Here is a 22,376-nt window from a genome sequence, read left to right on the forward strand (position 1 = left end):
GGCCTCGACCACGGCATGCGAGTTCTCGCGGTAGCGTTCCAGAAACCCACCGAGCGACTGGCGATCGTTCTTCACCCGGCCGGAGCGCAACGTCTTGCCGCTGCTGTCCTGCACCACCAGGTGACTGTAGGATTTGTGGTAGTCCACGCCGATATGGTAATCATAAGAGGCAGTCATGCTTCCAACTCCCTTGTTGAGATCTAGTGAACCCCAATAAGGTAAGCCGAAAGGCTGGAAGTGTGACTGTCCCTCGATCAGCGTCTGCATCCTAGTGATCCGTTCTCTCAACGGGCGCGGCATCTTTCATGCCACCTCCCTTGCTATCTTGATGAGGTCGTGGATGGTGATCGGCTCGCCGCCTGCAATGCGCTGCCGCGATGCCCGAATGAGGGCGAGCCCCTCCTCGGCTCTGTCGCGTAAAGCGACGAGGGCGGCCTGCTGCATGGCGAGCGTCCGGTCGAGATCGATCGCACGTCCCGCCAGCAATTGGGTGATGTGGGCGAGACTTAGCCCCATGCGCTTCAGCGCCAGGATTTCATGCAACCGCGCTATGTCAGAAAGACCGTACAACCGCCAGTTCTTCCGGCGCGGGTTGATCAAACCGCGCGCCTCATAGAGCCGCAGCGCCCGCACCGTAAGACCCATCCGCTCGGCGCATTGGGCAGCCGTCAGCCAGAGATTTTCGTTGATTCGTCCGGTCATCGCACCTCCATTGCCCCCTTATAGGCTATGACCCAAGGGGCGGCTCAAGCACGTTTTTCCTCCATCACGAGACGCGCCCGTCCTCGTGACATCGGCCGCACCAGCCTGTATCCTCTTCAAAAACCAAGGGAACATCCGTGCGCATTCTACTGGTGGAGGACAATATCGCGCTGGCCGACGGGCTTTCGGCCATCCTGCGCGGCACCGGTCATGCCGTCGATGTCGTGCATGACGGCGCCTCTGCCAATGCCGTGACGGCAGCCGAGACCTTCGATCTCGTCGTGCTCGACCTGAACCTGCCGGAGATGGACGGCCTCGATGTTCTGCGCGCCATGCGCGCCCGGCAGAACCGGTCGGCGGTCCTTATCCTGACGGCGCGCGGCGCGCCAGAAGAGCGCGTCAAGGGTCTCGATCTCGGCGCCGACGACTACCTCATCAAGCCCTTCGATGTTTCGGAATTCGAAGCGCGCGTGCGGGTTCTGCTACGCCGGCAGGCCGGTCTGCATTCGGCGACGGTCAGCTTCGGCGGTGTGTCGCTTGATCTAAACTCCCGCGCCTTCTCCGCCGGCTCGACGCCATTGGACATTCCCGCCCGCGAGCTCGGCCTTCTGGAGATCCTCTTCATGCGCGCCGGCAAGGTCGTCGCCAAGGAAGCGATCATTCAGTCGCTGACCGCTTTCGACGACGACATTTCTGCCAATGCCATCGAGCAGTATGTCAGCCGTCTGAGGAAGCGCCTGTCGCCCTACGGCCTCACGGTGAAGACCGCGCGTGGCATCGGCTACTATCTCGACAAGCTGCCCGAGGCCTCATGACAACGGTCTATTCGCTCCGACGAAGGCTCTTGTTCTGGCTGCTGATCTCGACCGCCATCATCGGCATGGTCGCGCTGGTCGACACCTACCGCGAAGCCGTGCAGACCTCCAACATCGTATCGGATCGCGTGCTGGCCGGTTCCGCGCTTGCCATCGCAGAACGCGTCGTCGTTGCGGAGGACGGCACGCTCGAGGTCGATATCCCCTATGTCGCGCTGGAGATGTTGACCTCGGCCGCGCAGGACCGCGTCTTCTACCGCGTCGACGGCCCGCCCGGGAAGTTCATCACGGGCTATCAGGCGCTTCCCGTCCTTGCCGAAACCGTGGGCGACAATGCCGCCTTCGCTGACGATACCTTCCGCGGCGAGCCGATCCGCGTCGCAACGCTCAAGCGTTCGGCCTCGACAGGCATCCGCTCAGTGCCCTTCGCCGTGACCGTCGCCGAAACCACGATTGCCCGCCGCCAGCTTGCCCGCGCCATCCTCTTCCGCTCCGCGCTCCGCCTCTCGTTGATGATCGCAGGAGCCGCCGTCATCGTCTGGATCTCCGTCACCGTTGCGCTGCGCCCCCTCTACAAGCTGCGCGACGCGATCGGTGAGCGCAGTCCCGACGACCTCCACCCGATCGAACAGTCGGTACCGAGTGAGGTGCAGCCGCTGGTCGACACGGTAAACGGTTTCATGGTGCGTCTGGAGTCGGCGCTCGATGCGCTTCGCAACTTCACCGGCAACGCCAGCCACCAGCTGCGCACCCCGCTTGCGATTATCCGCACGCAGCTCGCGTTATCGGCCCGCGCCGGCACCTTGGCCGAAGCGCAAGGCTCCGCCCTAAAAGGCGACCAGGCCGTCGCCCACGCCGAACGAATCCTCGCCCAATTGTTGCTGATGGCGAAGATCGATGCGGCGACGGCCAAGGAGGCGCTGACGGTCTCCTCCATCGACCTGACAGCCATCGCGCAGGAGATCACCGGCGAGCTCATCCCGGCCGCCGCCGAGGCAGGCATCGATCTCGGATTCGACGGTGACCGCCCTGCGTTCGTCCGCGCCGAGCCGCTTCTGATCGGCGAACTACTGCGCAACCTCGCGGGAAACGCAATCGCCTATGCCGGCAACGGCGCAGAGGTGACGGTTCGGATATCGGAGACGGATGATACTGTCCGCCTCGACGTCGAAGATAACGGACCAGGCATCCCGTCCGACAAGCTGGCCACCGTCCGGCAGCGCTTTTCGCGTGGCAGCGATTCGGGTGCGCCGGGCGCCGGGCTCGGACTGCCTATCGTCGAGGAGATTGCCGGCCTCTTCAATGCGGCGCTGGCGCTGGAGCCTGGCGCGAACCGCAAGGGCCTCAAAGTCTCCGTGACCTTTGCGAAGGCTGCCTAAAGACTTAGCCGGCTCGGCCTTACCGCCTTGCATTCTTTCGCTGCATTGCACACACTGACGCCCGGGAACAGTAAATGCCGCACGAAGATGTGGCGCCAGATAAGGCAAGATATGTCGATCAAAGCCAGCATCTATCACCTGACGCACTACAAATACGACAAGCCGGTCCGCCTCGGACCCCAGATCATCCGCCTGAAACCGGCCTCGCATTCAAAGACGCGGGTGATCAGCCATGCGCTGAAGGTCTCGCCGTCCAACCATTTCGTGAATCTACAGCAGGATCCCTACGGCAACTATCTTGCGCGGTACGTGTTTCCGGACCCGGTCACCGAATTCAAGATCGAAGTCGACCTCGTCGCCGACATGACGGTCTACAATCCCTTCGATTTCTTCATCGAAGAGAGCGCCGAGACGTGGCCCTTCTCCTATCCCGACGACATCAGGGACGATCTGAAGATTTACATGCAGCCGCAGCCGATGGCACCGGCGCTGGCAGCTTACGTCTCCGGCATCGACCGCACGCCGGTGCGCACCATCGATTTCATCGTCGGCCTCAACGCCCGCCTGAAAGAAGACATCGAATACGTCATCCGCATGGAGCCCGGCGTCCAGACGCCGGAGGAAACGCTGAAGCTCGCCCTCGGCTCCTGTCGCGATTCGAGCTGGCTGCTGGTCGAAATCCTGCGCAATCTCGGGCTCGCCGCCCGCTTCGTCTCCGGCTATCTGATCCAGCTGACACCAGACCTGAAGGCGCTCGACGGCCCCTCGGGCACTGAGGTCGATTTCACCGACCTGCATGCCTGGTGCGAAGTCTATCTGCCCGGCGCCGGCTGGGTCGGCCTCGACCCGACCTCCGGGCTGCTGACCGGGGAGAGCCACATCCCGCTCGCCGCCACCCCGCACTATCGCAACGCCGCCCCGATCTCCGGTGCGCTCTTTGGCGAGGCCAACACCGAGTTCGCCTTCGATATGAAGGTGTCGCGCGTTGCCGAGCATCCGCGTATCACCAAGCCTTTCTCCGACGACAGCTGGGACGAACTCAACGCACTTGGCGCCAAGGTCGATAGCATCCTTCAAGCCGAGGACGTTCGTCTGACCATGGGCGGCGAACCGACCTTCGTCTCGATCGACGACTTCGAATCCGAGGAATGGAACACCGCCGCCGTCGGCCCGACCAAGCGCGAGAAGGCAGACGAGCTGATCCGCAAGCTGCGCGAACGCTTCGCCCCCGGCGGCTTTCTGCATTACGGCCAGGGCAAGTGGTATCCGGGCGAAAGCCTGCCACGCTGGACCTTCTCGCTCTACTGGCGCAAGGACGGCAAGCCGATCTGGCAGAACCCGGAGCTGATCGCCGGCGAAGGCAAGAACACCGGTGTCAAAGCCGAGGACGCCTCCAACCTGCTGAATGCGATCGCCCGCGAGTTGGCGATCGACACCGACATGGTACTTCCCGCCTACGAGGATCCGGCCGAATGGATCATCAAGGAAGGCAGCCTGCCGGAAAATGTTGATCCGTCCAATTCCAAGCTGAAGGACCCCGAAGAGCGCAGCCGCATCGCCCGTGTCTTCGAGCGCGGCCTGACGACGCCGACCGGCTACATTCTGCCGGTTCAGGCCTGGAACGCCAGGGCATCGGGCCAGCGCTGGGTCAGCGAAAAGTGGAAGACCCGCCGCGGCAAGATCTTCCTCGTGCCCGGCGACAGCCCCGTCGGCTATCGCCTGCCGCTCGGCACGCTGCCCTATGTCCCTCCGGCTCGCTTTCCCTATATCCACCCAGCCGATCCCTCGATCCCTCGCCAGCCACTGCCAGAGGTCTTCGTTCCCGCCGGCCGCGCCATGCCGGAAGCGTCCCGCCACAGCGACGACAGCAGCCAGAGCCGCGTCGAGCAGACGATCGGCGAAATCGGCGGCGCGGTGCGTACCGCCATTTCGGTCGAGCCGCGCGACGGAAGGCTCTGCGTCTTCATGCCGCCGGTCGAGCGCATCGAGGATTATCTCGAACTGATCGCCGCCGCTGAAAATGCCGCGGCCGAGCTCGGCCTGCCCGTCCATATCGAAGGCTATTTGCCGCCGCATGACGAGCGCATCAACGTCATCCGCGTCGCCCCCGACCCCGGTGTCATCGAGGTCAACATCCATCCCGCTTCCAACTGGCAGGACTGCGTCGACATCACGACGACGGTCTATGAGGAGGCGCGCCAGACCCGGCTTGGCGCCGACAAATTCATGATCGACGGTCGCCACACCGGCACCGGCGGCGGCAACCACGTGGTCGTCGGCGGCGCCAATCCAGGCGACAGCCCGTTCTTGCGCCGTCCCGACCTGTTGAAGAGCCTGGTGCTTCACTGGCAGCGCCATCCCTCGCTCTCCTACCTGTTCTCAGGCATGTTCATCGGCCCGACCAGCCAGGCGCCGCGCATCGACGAGGCCCGCCACGACAGCCTCTACGAGCTGGAGACGGCGCTTGCGCAGATCCCGGCGCCCGGCCACGGTGCGGCGCCGCTCCCATGGATCACCGACCGCCTGTTTCGCAACACGCTGATCGATGTGACGGGCAACACCCACCGCGCCGAAATCTGTATCGACAAGCTATTCTCCCCGGATGGCCCGACCGGCCGTCTCGGCCTCGTCGAGTTCCGCGGTTTCGAAATGCCGCCAAACGCCCGCATGTCACTTGCCCAGCAATTGATGGTGCGCGCGCTGATCGCCCGTTTCTGGCAGAACCCTGCCGATGGCAGGTTCGTGCGCTGGGGAACGACGCTGCACGACCGCTTCATGCTGCCGCACTTCGTCTGGGCCGATTTCCTCGACGTGCTCGGCGATCTCAGGCAGAACGGCTTCGACGTCCGTCCCGAATGGTTCAAGGCGCAGCTCGAATTCCGCTTCCCCTTCTGCGGCGAGGTCGAATACGAGGGCTCGAAGCTGGAACTGCGCCAGGCGCTGGAACCTTGGAACGTCATGGGCGAGGAAGGGGCGATCGGCGGCACCGTGCGCTATGTCGACAGCTCCGTCGAGCGCCTGCAGGTTCGCCTCGAGACCAGCAATGCCTCGCGCTACACCGTCACCTGCAACGGCCGCACCGTGCCGCTGACGCCGACCGGCACGGCGGGCGTCTCCGTCGCCGGCGTCCGCTTCAAGGCCTGGCAGCCGGCGTCGGGATTGCACCCGCTTCTGCCGGTCAACACGCCGCTGACCTTCGACATTTATGATACGTGGTCGAAGCGTTCGATCGGCGGCTGCATCTATCATGTTGCCCATCCCGGCGGGCGTAGCTATGACACCTTCCCTGTCAATGGTAACGAAGCGGAAGCAAGGCGTCTGGCGCGATTCGAGCCGTGGGGGCATACGGCAGGCGGTTATATCTCGCGCGCCGAAACAGCGTCGCCGGAATTCCCGCTAACGCTGGATCTTCGACGACCGGTGGGAATTTAGACGTTAGGGTGAAATGGGCAAAAAACCGACGCTAGAACTGAGGGAAGAGCCACGCGAGCGCACCGGCAACGATGCGGTACTTGGCTATGCTCCCCTGCCTGGCGTCGCCGACGAAATGGTCGACACCAACGGCGCCATCCGGCCGGTCTGGCAGCGCTTCTTCGCGCATCTCAGCAGCATGCCCGAAAAGGATCTGACCGAGCGCTTCACCCGCGCCGATCGTTATCTGCGCGATGCCGGCGTTTTCTATCGCGCCTATGGCAGCACTGGCAGCGCCGAGCGTTCCTGGCCGCTTTCGCATGTGCCTGTCTTGATCGATGCGCGCGAATGGGAGGTGGTCACGGCTGGCCTGGTGCAGCGCGCCGACCTGCTGGAGGCGATCGTGGCCGACATCTACGGCCAGAACCGGCTCGTCGCGCAAGGCGTGCTGCCACCCGCGCTGATCGCCGCCAATCCGGAGTATCAGCGTCCGCTCGTCGGCATCACCCCGGCTGGCGGCCACTACCTGCATTTTTGCGCTTTCGAGATCGGCCGCGGGCCCGACGGCAACTGGTGGGTGCTGGCCGACCGCACCCAGGCGCCATCAGGCGCAGGCTTTGCGCTCGAAAACCGCGTCGCGACAACCCGCGCTTTCTCCGACATTTACGCCGAAACGCCGGTGCATCGGCTGGCCTCTTTCTTCGGCGCATTCCGCGATTCGCTGCAAGGCATGAAGCACAGCGGCGACGACCGCATCGCCGTCCTGACGCCAGGTCCCGCCAACGAAACCTATTACGAGCACGCCTACATCGCCCGTTATCTTGGCTTCATGCTGCTCGAAGGCGAAGACCTGACCGTCGTCAACGGCAAGGTCATGGTCCGCACCGTTTCCGGCTTGAAGCCGATTACCGTGCTCTGGCGCCGCCTCGATTCAGCCTATGCCGACCCGCTGGAGCTGAACCAGAATTCGCATATCGGCACGCCCGGCCTCGTCGAGGCCCTCCGGGCGGAAAGCGTGACAATCGTCAACGCGCTCGGCAGCGGCATCATCGAAACACGCGCGCTGCTTGCCTTCATGCCGACGATCTGTCGCCGGCTGTTCGGCGAAGAACTGAAGCTTCCGTCGATCGCGACGTGGTGGTGCGGTCAGAAGGATGAGCGCGGGCATGTGGCTGAGAACATCGAGAAGATGGTGATCGGCCCGGCCTATTCGCGCGCGCCCTTCTTCGACGACAGCGGCGAATCCGTGCTCGGCTCGACCTTGCGTGCCGCCGCCAAGGACTCGATCGGCGATTGGCTGGAGTCCGACGGCGCAAAACTCGTCGGCCAAGAAGTCGTGACGCTGTCGACGACGCCGGCCTGGATTGACGGCAAGCTCACGCCGCGGCCGATGTCCTTGCGCGTCTTTGCTGCCCGCACGGCCAATGGCTGGCAGATCATGCCCGGCGGCTTTGCCCGCATCGGCGGCAGCGATGACGTTTCGGCTATCGCCATGCAATCGGGCGGTGCGGCCGCCGACGTGTGGATCGTCAGCGACAGGCCGGTGGAACGCCACACGTTGCTGCCCGCGGAAGGCAGCTTTACCCGCAACATGCCGGGCAGCCTGCCGAGCCGCGCAGCCGACAACCTTTTCTGGCTTGGCCGCTACATCGAACGCGCGGAAGGCGCGCTGCGCATCCTGCGCGCCTGGCACGCCCGCTTTGCCGAGGCCGCCGACCCGGGCCAGCCGTTGCTGGCCGACGTGACGGCCTATCTGGCCGCCGTCGACATCGACACCGAAGATGCGGTGCCAAACACACTGCTGCGCAACATCGACAGCGCCGTCTATTCGGCCAGCAACATCCGCGACCGCTTCTCGCCGGACGGCTGGTTGGCGCTGACCGATCTCGCCAAGACCGCGCACCGCTTCCACGACACGATCTCGCCGGGCGACGATGCCAGCCATGCCATGACGATCCTGCTGCGCAAACTCGCGGGCTTCGCCGGTCTGGTGCACGAGAACATGTATCGCTTCACCGGCTGGCGCTTTCTCTCGCTCGGTCGCCATATCGAGCGCGGCCTGCACATGACGCGTCTGCTCGGCCACATGTCGGGTACGGACGCCCCGGACGGGGCGCTCGACATGCTGCTCGAAATCGGCGACAGCGTGATGACCCATCGCCGTCGCTACAACGTCAACACCGCCCGCCTGACGGTGACCGATCTTCTGGCGCTCGATCCGCTCAACCCGCGCTCGATTCTCTTCCAGATGAATGAGATCCACCGTGAGGTCGAACAACTGCCGAATGCGCTCGTCAACGGCCAGATGTCGCCCTTCTACCGCGAAGCGATGCGTCTGCACTCCGGCCTTGCGGTGATGACGCCGGAGACGATGAGCGTCGACGTCTATCGCCGCCTCGAACGCGAGCTGGAACTGCTGTCCGACCTTCTTGCCCGCACATATCTCGGGTGACGCGCGTGCTCTATGACCTCTCGCTGCACATGGGCTACATTTACGACACGCCGGCCTCCGGCGCGCGCCATATCATGCGGCTGATGCCATTGTCGCTGCCGAACCGCCAGCGGCTGATTGCCGGCTCGATCAAGGTCTCGCCGACGCCCGACGAGCAGGCGCACTTCATCGATTTCTTCGAACATCCTGCAACCTCCTTCATGCTGCGAGCGCCGCATGAGAAGCTGGACATTCGGATGCAGGCCCGCGTCCAGGTGGAGAGCCATTCGATCGCGGCGGATTTCTCCCCCGTGCTGGCGAAGCTTCCGGACGAGGTCGCGGGTGTCTGGTCGCTGAAGCCTGACGCTCCGCACCATTTTCTCGGCAATAGTCCCCGCCTGCTGGAAACGCGCGCGATCTCGCAATATGCGAGAGCCTGCGCCGAACCGTCATTGACCGTGCTGCAGATTGCGACTGCCCTCTGCGCCAAAATCCATCAGGATTTCACCTACGACGCCGATGCGACGACTGTGGACACCACCCCGCTCGAAGCCTTCCAGTTGAGGAGCGGCGTCTGCCAGGACTTCGTCCATATCATGATCCTTGCGCTGCGCAGCCTCGGCATTCCGGCAGGCTATGTCTCCGGCTTCCTGCGCACCATTCCGCCTCCCGGCAAGGAACGGCTGGAGGGCGCCGACGCCATGCACGCCTGGGTCAGGGTCTGGTGCGGCGAAACGATCGGCTGGGTCGAACTCGATCCGACAAACAATATCCCGGCTGGCACGGACCATATCGTCGTTGCCTACGGCCGCGACTACGCCGACGTCGCGCCAGTCATCGGCGTACTGAAAAGCTACGGCGGCCAACGCGCCGTCCAGGCGGTGGATGTCATCCCGCTGGGATGATTGATCCGGTAGGCGTGTTGGCGCAGCACATGCCTCAGGGAAGGCGTTCTCACCGAGGCTGCGCACAAGAAAGTGACATTCCGTTAGAATCTTAACGACTTGATAAAGGTGACCTCAAGAATTGAGGCGCATGAGTTAGCCATTATTGGGGCACTAACTCAGGTGAACATGATGAGCACCTTGCATTCGCTGAAGTCGAGCCTGTCTCGGCTGCGGAACGACCGGCATGGCAATTTCGGGATCATAAGCGCAATTCTGCTGCCGGTTACGATTGGAGCAGGCGCGCTTGCGGTCGACATCACGAACGCTGCGATGGCCAAGCATCAGTTGCAGGAAGCGTCCGATGCAGCTGCGCTTGCCACCGCCGCTGCCCTTGCTGACGGGAAAATCGACACAACGACCGCCTCCGCCTTCGCCAAGGATTTCGTTGCCGGTCAGATGGCAAACTTCATTGGCGACACGACCGCGCTGAGGGATGCTACGACCGCCACGGCGACCAAGACGACCTCCAACGGTGGCACAAGCTACAGCGTCAGCGTCTCATCGTCCTACAGCATGGACCTGAGCGGCCTGGCGCAGGTCATCGGCTTCAAGACCACCAATATCGGCGCAGGAAGCCAGACGTCGAGCGGCTACTCCGAGAAGCAGGGTTCCGTCTCGATCTTTCTCGCACTCGACAAATCGGGCTCGATGGGCGACGACACGACAACCACCAACGCAGCTACCCCAACTGAATCATATACGTATAATTGCGACTACCACTGGAACGACAAGGGCAAGTGGACGAACAAGTGCACCGGCACGCGCACAAACTACTACACCAAGATAGAAGCCCTGAAGCTCGCGGTCGGCAACTTGACGACCGAGCTCGACAAGGCTGACCCAACACACATCTACTCCCGCACCGGTGCGGTCTCCTACGATCTCATCACCTATCCGGAAACCACGCTCGCCTGGGGAACCAGTGCCGTGACGACCTATGTCAACGCGCTCTCGGCGGCGAATGGCACGAATTCCAGCGGCGCGGTGAGTATGGCCTATGGCTCGCTGATGGCGAAGAACAACGCCGGCAACGACAACGAAAACGCTCTGCACCACGCGAAAACGGGCCAGACGCCGAAGAAATATATTGTCTTCATGACGGACGGCGACAACAACAATGATGCGTCAGGCGGCCGCTCATATGACACGTTGACGAGGGCCACGTGCGATAAAGCGAAGGGCGATGGCATTGAGATCTACACGGTCGCCTTCATGGCGCCTACGAATGGCCAGGCGCTGTTGAAGTATTGCGCGACAGACGACAATCACTACTTCAAGGCAGAAAGCATGTCCGATCTCCTCGCCGCCTTCAAGGAGATCGGCGCAAAGACCTCCGACCAGAAGACACGCTTGATCAACTGATCTCTTCGCGCAGCTTCCCAACAAATAAGCCGCTCCGGAACCAACCGGAGCGGCTTTTCGTTTCAAAAACGCGCCTATCAAAATCGGAAAACCGATTGAGATCAAGTCCTTTCCGCGGCCCGGTACCGAGCTCTGTCAATTTTCTCGCTTGGGTAATTCCCTTGTTGCAAGTGCGTTGTAACGATGCATAAACTGCGTCTTTAGTGCGTGGTAAACCGATTGAAATTGGCATAACGTACTGAAACCAAACAGAATTGGCGAGGACTGACGATGAACACCGTTTCGAAGCCGACCATCCCTTCCCCCGCCCCCCGCAGTTCCAAGCCTGAAATTCTCGCCGAAGAAATCATCGAGCGCCTGACCTATCGCATCGGCAAGGATGCGAAGGTCGCCAAGCCCCATGACTGGCTGACTGCCACGATCCTCGTTCTGCGCGACCGCATCATCGACAAGTGGATGGAATCGACCCGCAGGGTCTATGCGACCGGCGACAAGCGCGTTTACTACCTCTCGCTCGAATTCCTCATTGGGCGCCTGATGCGCGATGCTGTCTCGAACCTCGGTCTCATGGAACAGGTTCGCGACGCGCTCGCCTCGCTCGGCGTCGATGTTTCCGTCATCGCCGGCCTGGAGCCCGACGCCGCGCTCGGCAACGGCGGCCTCGGTCGTCTCGCCGCCTGTTTCATGGAAAGCATGGCGACCGTCGAGGTGCCTGCCTATGGCTACGGCATCCGCTATGTGCACGGCCTCTTCCGTCAGCAGCTTGCCGACGGCTGGCAGGTGGAGCTGCCGGAGAGCTGGCTGGCACACGGCAACCCCTGGGAGTTCGAGCGCCGCGAAAGCGCTTACGAAATCGGCTTCGGTGGCACGGTGGATGTCGTCAACAACCCCGAGGGCGAGCCCCGCTACGTGTGGAAACCGGCCGAGCGTGTCATTGCCGCAGCCTTCGACACGCCTGTGGTCGGCTGGCGGGGCAAGCGCGTCAACACGCTGCGTCTCTGGTCGGCGCAGCCGATAGACCCGATCCTGCTCGATGCCTTCAACGCCGGGGATCACATCGGCGCGCTGCGCGAAAGCAACAAGGCGGAAAGCCTGACGCGTGTCCTCTATCCGGCCGATGCGACAGCTGCCGGCCAGGAGCTGCGCCTGCGCCAGGAGTTCTTCTTCTCCTCCGCATCCCTGCAGGACATCCTGCGCCGTCATCTGCAGCAGTATGACGACTTCACCTCGCTGCCCGACAAGGTTGCGATCCAGCTGAATGATACGCACCCGGCCGTCTCCGTCGCCGAGCTCGTGCGGCTGCTGTGCGACGTGCATGGCCTGGAGTTCGACCAGGCCTGGGACATCACCCGCGGCACGATCGGCTACACCAATCACACGCTCCTGCCTGAAGCGCTCGAAAGCTGGCCGATCCCGCTCTTCGAGCGTCTGCTGCCGCGCCACATGCAGATCATCTACGCGATCAACGCCAAGGTGCTGGTCGAAGCGCGCAAGACCAAGACTTTCTCCGAGACGGAAATCCGCTCGATTTCGCTGATCGAGGAAAGCGGCGAACGCCGGGTGCGCATGGGCAATCTCGCCTTCGTTGGCGCCCATTCGATCAACGGCGTCTCGGCGCTGCACACCGACCTGATGAAGGTCACGGTCTTTGCCGACCTGCACAAGCTTTATCCCGACCGCATCAACAACAAGACGAACGGCATCACGCCGCGCCGCTGGCTGCAGCAGTGCAATCCCGGCCTGACCTCGCTGATCCGCGAGGCGATCGGCGACGACTTCCTTGATGATGCCGAAAAGCTGAAGCCGCTTGACAAGTTCGCGAACGATGCAAGCTTCCAGGAGAAGTTTGCGGCGGTGAAGCGTGCCAACAAGGTGGCGTTGTCCAATCTTGTCGCCAGCCGCATGGGCATCAAGCTCGATCCGTCGGCGATGTTCGATATCCAGATCAAGCGCATCCACGAATACAAGCGCCAGTTGCTCAACATCATCGAGGCCGTCGCCCTTTATGACCAGATCCGCTCGCATCCTGAGTTGGACTGGGTACCGCGCGTCAAGCTCTTCGCCGGCAAGGCGGCGCCGAGCTATCACAATGCTAAGCTGATCATCAAACTGATCAACGATGTCGCCCGCACGATCAACAACGACCCGGCCGTCCGCGGCCTGCTGAAGATCGTGTTCGTACCGAACTACAACGTCTCGCTGGCCGAGGTCATGGTGCCGGCTGCCGACCTTTCCGAGCAGATCTCGACGGCCGGGATGGAGGCATCGGGTACCGGTAACATGAAGTTTGCCCTCAACGGCGCGCTGACAATCGGCACGCTTGATGGCGCCAATGTCGAGATGCGCGATCATGTCGGTGAGGACAACATCATCATCTTCGGCCTGCGCGCCGATGAGGTCGCTGCGGCCCGTGCCGACGGACACAATCCCCGCGCCATCATCGAGGCCTCTCGCGAACTGTCCCAGGCCCTGCAGGCCATCAGTTCCGGCGTCTTCTCGCACGACGACCGAAACCGATACTCGGCGTTGATCGAGGGCATCTATGCCCATGACTGGTTCATGGTGGCGGCCGATTTCGATGCCTACGCCCAGGCCCAGCGCGATGTCGACCAGCTCTGGACCGATCCATCCGTGTGGAATTCGAAGGCGATCTGCAACACGGCGCGGATGGGCTGGTTCTCGTCCGACCGCACGATACGCCAATATGCCAAGGAAATCTGGAGAGCCGGATGAAAACGCCGAAAGCCACCCTTGAAGTCAGACTTCCCTGGGAGATTTCGGCAGACGAAATAGCGGCAATCCTCGCAGGGTCGCATTCCAACCCTTTCGCCGTTCTCGGCGTTCACAAATCGGGCGATGCCTATGTCGCCCGCTGCTTCATTGCCGGTGCCGAAGAGGTAACAGCGATGGCCCTCGACGGCAGCGTCATTGGAGAACTGAGCCGGCAGCATCCGGACGGCTTTTTCGCCGGACAGGTTTCGTTGACGAAGCTGCAGCCGGTGCGCTACCGCGCGCGGCGCGGCGACGCCGAATGGGCCGTGACCGACCCCTACAGCTTCGGGCCGGTCCTCGGACCGATGGATGACTACTACGTGCGCGAGGGTTCCCACCTGCGCCTCTTCGACAAGATGGGTGCGCATTGGATCAAGCACGAGGGCGCACAGGGCATCCATTTCGCGGTCTGGGCACCGAATGCCCAGCGTGTCTCCGTCGTCGGTGATTTCAACGGCTGGGACGGCCGCCGCCATGTAATGCGTTTCCGCTCCGGCGCCGGTATCTGGGAGATCTTCGCCCCGGATGTTGCGACGGACGTCGCCTACAAATTCGAAATTCGCGGCCACGACGGAGTTCTGCTGCCGTTGAAGGCCGATCCGTTTGCCCGTCGCAGCGAGTTGCGCCCGAAGACGGCCTCGGTCGCGGCGTCCGAACTGCTGCAGGAATGGGACGACGAAGCGCATCTGAAGCACTGGAGTGAGACCGACAAGCGTCGTCAGCCGATTTCAATCTACGAGGTTCATGCCGGTTCGTGGCAGCGGCGTGACGACAGCACGTTTCTCTCCTGGGACGAGTTGGCATCCCGGCTGATCCCCTACTGCGTCGACATGGGCTTCACTCACATAGAGTTCCTGCCCATTACCGAGCACCCCTATGATCCGTCCTGGGGATACCAGACGACCGGGCTCTATGCCCCTACCGCCCGCTTCGGCGAGCCTGAGGGTTTCGCCCGCTTCGTCAACGGCTGCCACAAGGTCGGCCTTGGCGTCATCCTCGATTGGGTGCCCGCCCATTTCCCGACCGACGAACACGGTCTCGGCTGGTTCGACGGCACGGCGCTCTACGAGCACGAAGACCCGCGCAAGGGCTTCCATCCCGATTGGAACACCGCGATCTACAATTTCGGTCGCACCGAAGTCATTTCCTACCTCGTCAACAACGCGCTCTATTGGGCCGAGAAGTTCCATCTCGACGGCCTGCGCGTCGATGCCGTTGCCTCGATGCTCTATCTCGACTATTCCCGCAAGCACGGCGAATGGATTCCGAATGAGTATGGCGGCAACGAGAATCTGGAAGCCGTTCGCTTCCTGCAGAACATGAACACCCGCATCTACGCCGAGCATCCCGGCGTGATGACCATCGCCGAGGAGTCGACGTCCTGGCCGAAGGTCTCGCAGCCGGTTCACGAAGGCGGCCTCGGCTTCGGCTTCAAGTGGAACATGGGCTTCATGCACGACACGCTGAGCTACATGAGCCGCGAGCCGATCCACCGCAAACATCATCACAACGAGCTGACCTTCGGCCTGCTCTACGCCTATTCGGAGAACTTCGTGCTGCCGCTCTCCCATGATGAGGTGGTGCATGGAAAGGGCTCGCTGATCGCCAAGATGCCTGGCGACGATTGGCAAAAGTTCGCCAACCTGCGTGCCTACTACGCCTTCATGTGGGGCTATCCGGGCAAGAAGCTGCTGTTCATGGGTCAGGAATTTGCACAGTGGAGCGAGTGGAACGAGGCGACATCGCTCGACTGGAACCTGCTGCAGTATCGTATGCACGAGGGCATGCGCCGGCTGGTGCGCGACCTCAACTTCACCTACCGCAGCAAGCCGGCGCTGCATGCGCGCGATTGCGAGGGCGACGGCTTCGAATGGCTGATTGCCGACGACCACGAGAATTCCGTCTTCGCCTGGCTACGCAAGGCGCCGGGCGAAAAGCCGGTTGCCGTGATCTGCAATCTGACACCGGTTTATCGCGAGAACTACACAGTGCGCCTACCGATCGAGGGGCGGTGGCGCGAGATTCTGAATACCGATGCCGACATCTACGGCGGCAGCGGCAAGGGCAATGGCGGTCGCGTTCAGGCCGTCAATGCCGGCGGCAACATCGCCGCATCGATCACCTTGCCGCCTCTGGCGACGATCATGCTTGAACCTGAGAACTGAAGACTGGTGGGAGGATAAAAATGGTAGAAAAACGTGTTCAGCCACTTGCCCGCGACGCAATGGCCTATGTTCTCGCAGGCGGTCGGGGAAGCCGCCTCAAGGAGCTCACCGATCGCCGCGCCAAGCCGGCCGTCTACTTCGGCGGCAAGACCCGCATCATCGACTTCGCGTTGTCGAATGCCCTGAACTCGGGCATCCGCCGCATCGGCGTCGCCACCCAGTACAAGGCGCACTCGCTGATCCGCCACATGCAGCGCGGCTGGAACTTCTTCCGCCCCGAGCGAAACGAGAGCTTCGACATTCTGCCGGCCTCCCAGCGCGTCTCCGAGACGCAGTGGTATGAAGGCACGGCCGACGCCGTCTACCAGAACATCGACATCATCGAGGATTATGGCGTCGAATACATGGTCATCCTTGCCGGCGACCATGTCTACAAGATGGACTACGAATACATGCTGCAGCAGCATGTCGATTCGGGCGCCGACGTCACGATCGGCTGCCTGGAAGTGCCGCGCATGGAGGCCGTCGGTTTCGGCGTCATGCATGTCGACCAGAACGATTGGATCATCGACTTCATCGAGAAGCCTGCCGACCCGCCGGGCATTCCCGACAAGCCGGATTTTGCACTGGCCTCCATGGGCATTTACGTGTTCCACACGAAGTTCCTGATCGATGCGTTGCGCCGCGACGCCGCCGACCCGAACTCCAGCAAGGACTTCGGCAAGGACATCATCCCCTACATCGTCAAGAACGGTAAGGCCGTCGCCCACCGCTTCGCGCAATCCTGCGTCCGCTCCGATTTCGAGCACGAGCCCTATTGGCGCGACGTTGGGACGATCGATGCCTATTGGCAGGCCAACATCGACCTCACCGCGATCGTTCCGGAACTGGATATCTACGACAAGTCCTGGCCGATCTGGACCTACGCAGAAATCTCGCCGCCGGCAAAATTCGTCCATGACGACGAGGACCGCCGTGGCTCGGCGACCTCGTCCGTCGTGGCGGGCGACTGCATCATATCGGGCGCGACGCTCAACAGGAGCCTTCTGTTCACCGGTGTGCGCGCCAACTCCTATTCCAAGCTGGAGGGAGCGGTCGTCCTGCCGAGCGTGAAGGTCGGCCGTCACGCACAACTCAGGGACGTCGTGATCGATCACGGCGTCGTCATCCCGGAAGGCCTTGTCGTCGGCGAGGACCCGGAACTCGATGCCAAGCGGTTCCGGCGCACCGAGAGCGGAATTTGCCTCATCACGCAGCCGATGATCGACAAGCTGGATCTTTGACAAATGAAAGTTCTGTCGGTTTCGTCCGAGGTCTTCCCGCTCGTCAAGACAGGGGGCCTTGCCGACGTGGCGGGTGCCCTGCCGATCGCCCTCAAGCGTTTCGGCGTCGAAACCAAGACCCTCATGCCCGGCTATCCAGCCGTCATGAAGGCGATCCGCAAGCCCGTCGCCCGGCTTCAGTTCGATGATCTGCTCGGCGAGCCTGCGACGGTCCTGGAAGTGGAGCACGAGGGGATCGATATCCTCGTGCTCGATGCGCCCGCCTACTACGATCGCGCGGGCGGTCCCTATCTCGATGCAACCGGCAGGGACTATCCCGACAACTGGCGTCGCTTTGCAGCATTGTCTCTGGCCGGCGCCGAGATTGCCGCAGGATTGATGCCGGGCTGGCGGCCCGACCTCGTGCATACGCATGATTGGCAGTCAGCGATGACCTCGGTCTACATGCGCTATTACCCAACGCCGGAATTGCCGAGCGTGTTGACAATCCACAACATCGCTTTCCAGGGCCAGTTCGGCGCCGATGTCTTCCCCGGCCTTCGCTTGCCGCCGCATGCCTTCGCAACGGAAAGCATCGAATATTACGGCAATATCGGCTTTCTGAAGGGTGGCCTGCAGACCGCCCACGCCATCACCACCGTCAGCCCTTCCTATGCCGGCGAAATCCTGACCCCCGAGTTCGGCATGGGCCTCCAGGGCGTCATCACAAGCCGAATCGATTCGCTCCACGGCATCGTCAATGGCATCGATACCGACGTCTGGAACCCGTCGACCGATCCCGTTGTCCACACGCATTACAACGGTACCACGCTGAAGAGCCGCGTCGAAAACCGCACCTCGATCGCCGAGTTCTTCGGGCTTCACAACGACAACGCGCCGATCTTCTGCATCATCAGCCGCCTCACCTGGCAGAAGGGCATGGACGTCATCGCCGCCACCGCCGATCAGATCGTCGACATGGGCGGCAAGCTTGCCATTCTTGGTTCGGGAGACGCGGCGCTCGAAGGTTCGCTGCTCGCCGCCGCCGCCCGCCACCCCGGGCGGATCGGCGTCTCCATCGGCTACAACGAGCCGATGTCGCACCTCATGCAGGCCGGCTCCGACGCCATCATCATCCCCTCGCGCTTCGAGCCCTGCGGCCTGACGCAGCTTTACGGCCTGCGCTACGGATGCGTGCCGATCGTCGCCCGCACCGGCGGGTTGAACGACACCGTCATCGACGCCAATCATGCCGCTCTTGCAGCGAAAGTGGCAACCGGGATACAATTCTCGCCTGTGACGGCATCGGGTCTGTTGCAAGCCATCCGCCGAGCGCTACATCTTTACGCCGATCAAAAAGTCTGGACCCAATTGCAAAAGCAGGGCATGAAATCGGATGTCTCGTGGGAAAAGAGCGCCGAGCGCTACGCTGCCCTCTATTCAAGCCTCGCCCCCAAAGGCAAGTGAGAGAAAATGATAAAATCCGTATCCACTACGCCCTATCAGGACCAGAAACCGGGCACGTCGGGCCTGCGAAAGAAGGTCCCCGTATTCCAGCAGCCGAACTATGCCGAGAACTTCATCCAGTCGATCTTCGATTCGCTGGAAGGGTTCCAGGGCAAGTGCCTCGTCATCGGCGGCGACGGACGCTACTACAACCGGGAAGTCATCCAGAAGGCGATCAAGATGGCCGCCGCCAATGGCTTCGGCAAGGTGATCGTCGGCAAGGGCGGCATCCTGTCGACCCCGGCAGCCTCCCACATCATCCGCAAATACAAGGCCTTCGGCGGCATCATTCTGTCGGCCAGCCACAATCCTGGCGGTCCGACCGAAGATTTCGGCATCAAGTACAATATCAACAACGGCGGGCCGGCGCCGGAGAAAATCACCGATGCGATCTATGCGCGCACGAAGGTGATCGATGCCTACAAGATCGCCGATTTCCCTGATGTGAACCTCGACCGCATCGGCAAGGACGAATTGCCCGGCGGCATGATTCTCTCGGTGCTCGATTCGGTCGAAGACTATACGGCTCTGATGGAAGAGCTTTTCGATTTCGGCGCCATCCGCAACCTCATCAGCCTTGGCTTCCGCATCGCCTTCGATGCGATGAGCGCTGTCACCGGCCCTTATGCCAAGGAAATCTTCGAAAACCGCCTTGGCGCCCCGTCCGGCTCGGTTCGCAATTTCATGCCGCTGCCCGATTTCGGTGGCCACCATCCCGACCCGAACCCGGTTCACTGCAAGGAACTCTACGACGAGATGATGGGCGACGATGCGCCCGATTTCGGCGCAGCATCCGATGGCGACGGCGACCGCAACCTCATCATCGGCCGCGGCATCTTCGTGACGCCGTCCGATAGCCTTGCGATCCTGGCGGCCAACGCCAATCTCGCGCCCGGTTATTCGGGCGGTCTCGCCGGCATCGCCCGCTCCATGCCGACATCAGGTGCGGCTGACCGCGTCGCCGAGCGCCGTGGCATCGGCATGTACGAGACGCCGACCGGCTGGAAGTTCTTCGGCAACCTGCTCGATGCCGGGATGGCGACGATCTGCGGCGAGGAAAGCGCCGGTACCGGCTCCAACCACGTGCGCGAGAAAGACGGCCTATGGGCGGTTCTGCTCTGGCTAAACATTCTGGCCGTCCGCGGCGAAAGCGTTCAGGACATCGTCACCCAGCACTGGCAGACCTATGGCCGCAACTACTATTCGCGCCACGACTACGAAGGCGTGGACACGGACGCAGCAAATGGCCTGATGGCAAACCTGCGCAGCCAGCTTGGTTCGCTGCCGGGCAAGAGCTTCGGCCCGCTGAAGGTCGAGAAGGCCGACGACTTTGCCTATCACGACCCGGTCGACAAGTCGGTCAGCGAGCATCAAGGCATTCGTATCCTGTTCGAAGGCGGCTCGCGCGTGGTCTTCCGTCTCTCTGGTACGGGAACATCGGGGGCAACTCTGCGCGTCTACGTCGAGCGGTACGAGCCGGATTCGAGTCGTCACAACATCGAGACGCAGCAGGCGCTCGCCGATCTTATCGTTGCCGCCGAGACTATCGCCGATATTCGCAGCCGCACGGGCCGCGACGCTCCCTCCGTGATTACCTGACGAGCAGCATGGCGGCGAACAAATCCGGGCAAGGCGGGGCCACCATCTTTGAGACCGGCGTTGATTTCGCCGTCTGGTCGCACAATGCCGGACAGATCGAGTTGTGTCTGTTCGGCGACGACGACAAGGAACTCACCCGCCTGCCGATGGAACGCGGCGATGACCACGTCCATCGCCTCTTCGTCGACGGATTGAAGGAAGGCGCGCGCTACGGCTACCGCGCCGGCGGCGTCTATGCACCCGACAGTGGCCTTTGGTTCGACCCGTCGAAGCTGCTGGTCGATCCCTACGCAAAGGAACTCGATCGCCCCTTCCACCATGATCCTCTGCTCGGCACCTTCGGCGCCGAGACGCAGCATCTCGTGCCGAAGGCGATCGTCACCCGCGACATCAGCGGGAAGCCGGCAAAGCCCCTCTTCAGGTCGGGCGGCTTCATCTACGAGGTCGCGGTGCGGCCCTTCACGATGCTGCATCCGGATATTCCCGAAGCCGAGCGCGGCACGGTCGCAGCTTTGGCGCATCCCTCGGTGATCGCGCATCTGAAGCGTATCGGCGTCGATGCCATCGAGCTCATGCCGATCACCGCCTGGATCGACGAGCGTCACCTGCCGCCGCTCGGGCTGAGAAACGGCTGGGGCTACAACCCCATTGCCTTCATGGCGCTGGATCCGCGGCTTGTCCCTGGCGGCATGGCGCAACTGCGCGATACCGTTGCGAAGCTCCATGCGGAAGGCATCGCCGTCATCCTCGATCTCGTCTTCAATCATACCGGCGAGAGCGACCGCTTCGGCACAACGCTGTCGCTGCGTGGCCTCGACAATCTCTCCTTCTATCGCCATCTGCCCGGCCGGCCAGGCGAATTGGTCAACGATACCGGAACGGGCAACACCGTCGCTTGCGATCATCCCTATATCAGGCAGCTGATCATCGACAGCCTGCGCCACTTTGTGCTCGGCGCCGGGATCGATGGTTTCCGCTTCGACCTCGCCCCCGTCCTTGGCCGTTCCGCAAACGGCTTCGAGGCACACGGCAAAACGTTGACGGCGATGCTCGCCGATGATGTGCTGGCCGACCGCGTGATGATCGCCGAACCCTGGGACATCGGCCCCGGCGGCTATCAACTCGGCAATTTCCCGGCACCCTTCCTCGAATGGAACGACCGCGTGCGCGACGATGTCAGATGCTACTGGCGCGGCGACGACTACAAGACCGGCCCGCTCGCGACTGCCCTTGCCGGCTCCTCCGATATTTTCTCCAAAAACGCAGGGACAGGGACGCGAAGTGTCAATTTCTTCGCCGCCCATGACGGCTTTACGCTGAGGGATGTCGTGTCCTACAGCGGCAAGCACAACGAGGCGAACGGCGAGCAAAACCGCGACGGCCACAACGAGAACCACACCTGGAACAACGGCGTCGAGGGCGAAACCCGCTACCCCGATATCATTCGCAAGCGCCGTGACGACCTGAAGGCGCTGCTCGCCACGCTCTTTGCCACCCGTGGCAGCATCATGCTAACGGCGGGCGACGAAGCCGGCCGCACCCAGCGCGGCAACAACAATGCCTATTGCCAGGACAACGAGATCACCTGGGTCGACTGGGCAGCGCTCGACGACGATCTTATCGCCCATACCGCATTCATCTCCGGCCTGCGCAAGCGCTTCTCCGCCTTCGCGGAGATGGGGTTCCTCAACGGCAACGGCGATGTCGAATGGATATCGCCCTGCGGCCAGCCGATGAGCGTGCAGGAGTGGGAAACGCCGAACTTTTCCACGCTCGGAATGGTACTTTCGACGCGCGACGCTGAAAGCAGCAAGGCGACACGGCTGGCCGTGCTTTTCAATCGCTCGGGCGGCGAGGAAATCTTTGCGTTGCCCGGTTCGTCCCCATGGCGACTTCTTGCCCCCGACGCGTCGAAGAAATCCGCGACTTCGGCCATCGTGCCGCGCCGCTCGGTCGCTTTCTATCTCGAAAGTTGATCTGCCGGGCTCCTGCCTGCAATTCCTTGTCGCAATCGTCACAATCCCA

At 62.4% G+C, this 22,376-nt stretch carries 13 protein-coding genes and 1 pseudogene; 12 read left to right on the forward strand and 2 right to left on the reverse strand.

All coding sequences use genetic code 11. The features are described from left to right. A pseudogene (locus BSG20_RS37335) lies at positions 1 to 267 on the reverse strand (IS110 family RNA-guided transposase); the annotation flags it as partial. 36 nt (positions 268 to 303) lie between these two features. After that, a complete protein-coding gene (locus BSG20_RS11695; RefSeq protein WP_093041134.1) occupies positions 304 to 702 on the reverse strand; it encodes a MerR family transcriptional regulator in 399 nt (132 codons plus the stop codon). A gap of 137 nt (positions 703 to 839) precedes the next feature. Here BSG20_RS11695 and BSG20_RS11700 point away from each other — a divergent pair, with 137 nt between their 5' ends. From BSG20_RS11700 to glgX, 12 genes are all read left to right on the forward strand, one after another. Further along, positions 840 to 1,517, forward strand: a complete 678-nt coding sequence (locus BSG20_RS11700) for a response regulator (RefSeq protein WP_072375238.1) — start codon at positions 840 to 842, stop codon at positions 1,515 to 1,517. Next, a complete protein-coding gene (locus tag BSG20_RS11705; protein ID WP_072375241.1) occupies positions 1,514 to 2,896 on the forward strand; it encodes a sensor histidine kinase in 1,383 nt (460 codons plus the stop codon). The genes BSG20_RS11700 and BSG20_RS11705 overlap by 4 nt, the downstream gene beginning before the upstream one ends. 111 nt (positions 2,897 to 3,007) lie before the next feature. Beyond that, entirely contained in the window at positions 3,008 to 6,328 is a 3,321-nt protein-coding gene (locus BSG20_RS11710; RefSeq protein ID WP_072375244.1) for a transglutaminase family protein, read from the forward strand. Positions 6,329 to 6,341: 13 nt separating this feature from the next. Continuing rightward, on the forward strand, positions 6,342 to 8,759 hold the full coding sequence (locus tag BSG20_RS11715; protein WP_072375247.1) for a circularly permuted type 2 ATP-grasp protein: 2,418 nt from the start codon (positions 6,342 to 6,344) through the stop codon (positions 8,757 to 8,759). Continuing rightward, entirely contained in the window at positions 8,756 to 9,643 is an 888-nt protein-coding gene (locus BSG20_RS11720) for a transglutaminase family protein (RefSeq protein WP_072375250.1), read from the forward strand. Before BSG20_RS11715 ends, BSG20_RS11720 begins: the two co-directional genes overlap by 4 nt. A gap of 168 nt (positions 9,644 to 9,811) precedes the next feature. Further along, a complete protein-coding gene (locus BSG20_RS11725) occupies positions 9,812 to 11,047 on the forward strand; it encodes a TadE/TadG family type IV pilus assembly protein (RefSeq protein WP_420884115.1) in 1,236 nt (411 codons plus the stop codon). 270 nt (positions 11,048 to 11,317) lie between these two features. After that, the gene (locus BSG20_RS11730; protein ID WP_072375256.1) at positions 11,318 to 13,780 is read left to right on the forward strand and encodes a glycogen/starch/alpha-glucan phosphorylase; all 2,463 of its coding nucleotides are present in this window, start codon (positions 11,318 to 11,320) and stop codon (positions 13,778 to 13,780) included. After that, positions 13,777 to 15,984 carry a 1,4-alpha-glucan branching protein GlgB gene (glgB, locus tag BSG20_RS11735; RefSeq protein WP_072375259.1) on the forward strand — a complete coding sequence of 736 codons (2,208 nt, stop codon included), beginning with the start codon at positions 13,777 to 13,779 and terminating at the stop codon, positions 15,982 to 15,984. Before BSG20_RS11730 ends, glgB begins: the two co-directional genes overlap by 4 nt. Positions 15,985 to 16,004: 20 nt before the next feature. After that, positions 16,005 to 17,267: a glucose-1-phosphate adenylyltransferase gene (gene glgC / locus BSG20_RS11740; RefSeq protein WP_072375262.1), complete on the forward strand. Its 1,263-nt coding sequence runs from the start codon at positions 16,005 to 16,007 to the stop codon at positions 17,265 to 17,267. A 3-nt stretch (positions 17,268 to 17,270) separates the two neighbouring features. Continuing rightward, positions 17,271 to 18,713 carry a glycogen synthase GlgA gene (gene glgA / locus BSG20_RS11745; RefSeq protein WP_072375264.1) on the forward strand — a complete coding sequence of 481 codons (1,443 nt, stop codon included), beginning with the start codon at positions 17,271 to 17,273 and terminating at the stop codon, positions 18,711 to 18,713. 6 nt (positions 18,714 to 18,719) lie between these two features. Further along, positions 18,720 to 20,351 (forward strand): alpha-D-glucose phosphate-specific phosphoglucomutase, encoded by a 1,632-nt coding sequence (locus BSG20_RS11750; protein WP_072375267.1) that lies wholly within the window; start codon positions 18,720 to 18,722, stop codon positions 20,349 to 20,351. Positions 20,352 to 20,359: 8 nt separating this feature from the next. Further along, on the forward strand, positions 20,360 to 22,327 hold the full coding sequence (glgX, locus tag BSG20_RS11755; protein WP_072375270.1) for a glycogen debranching protein GlgX: 1,968 nt from the start codon (positions 20,360 to 20,362) through the stop codon (positions 22,325 to 22,327). Positions 22,328 to 22,376 lie beyond the last annotated feature (49 nt).

It is taken from the genome of Rhizobium tibeticum (assembly GCF_900110205.1).
Taxonomy (GTDB): domain Bacteria; phylum Pseudomonadota; class Alphaproteobacteria; order Rhizobiales; family Rhizobiaceae; genus Rhizobium; species Rhizobium tibeticum.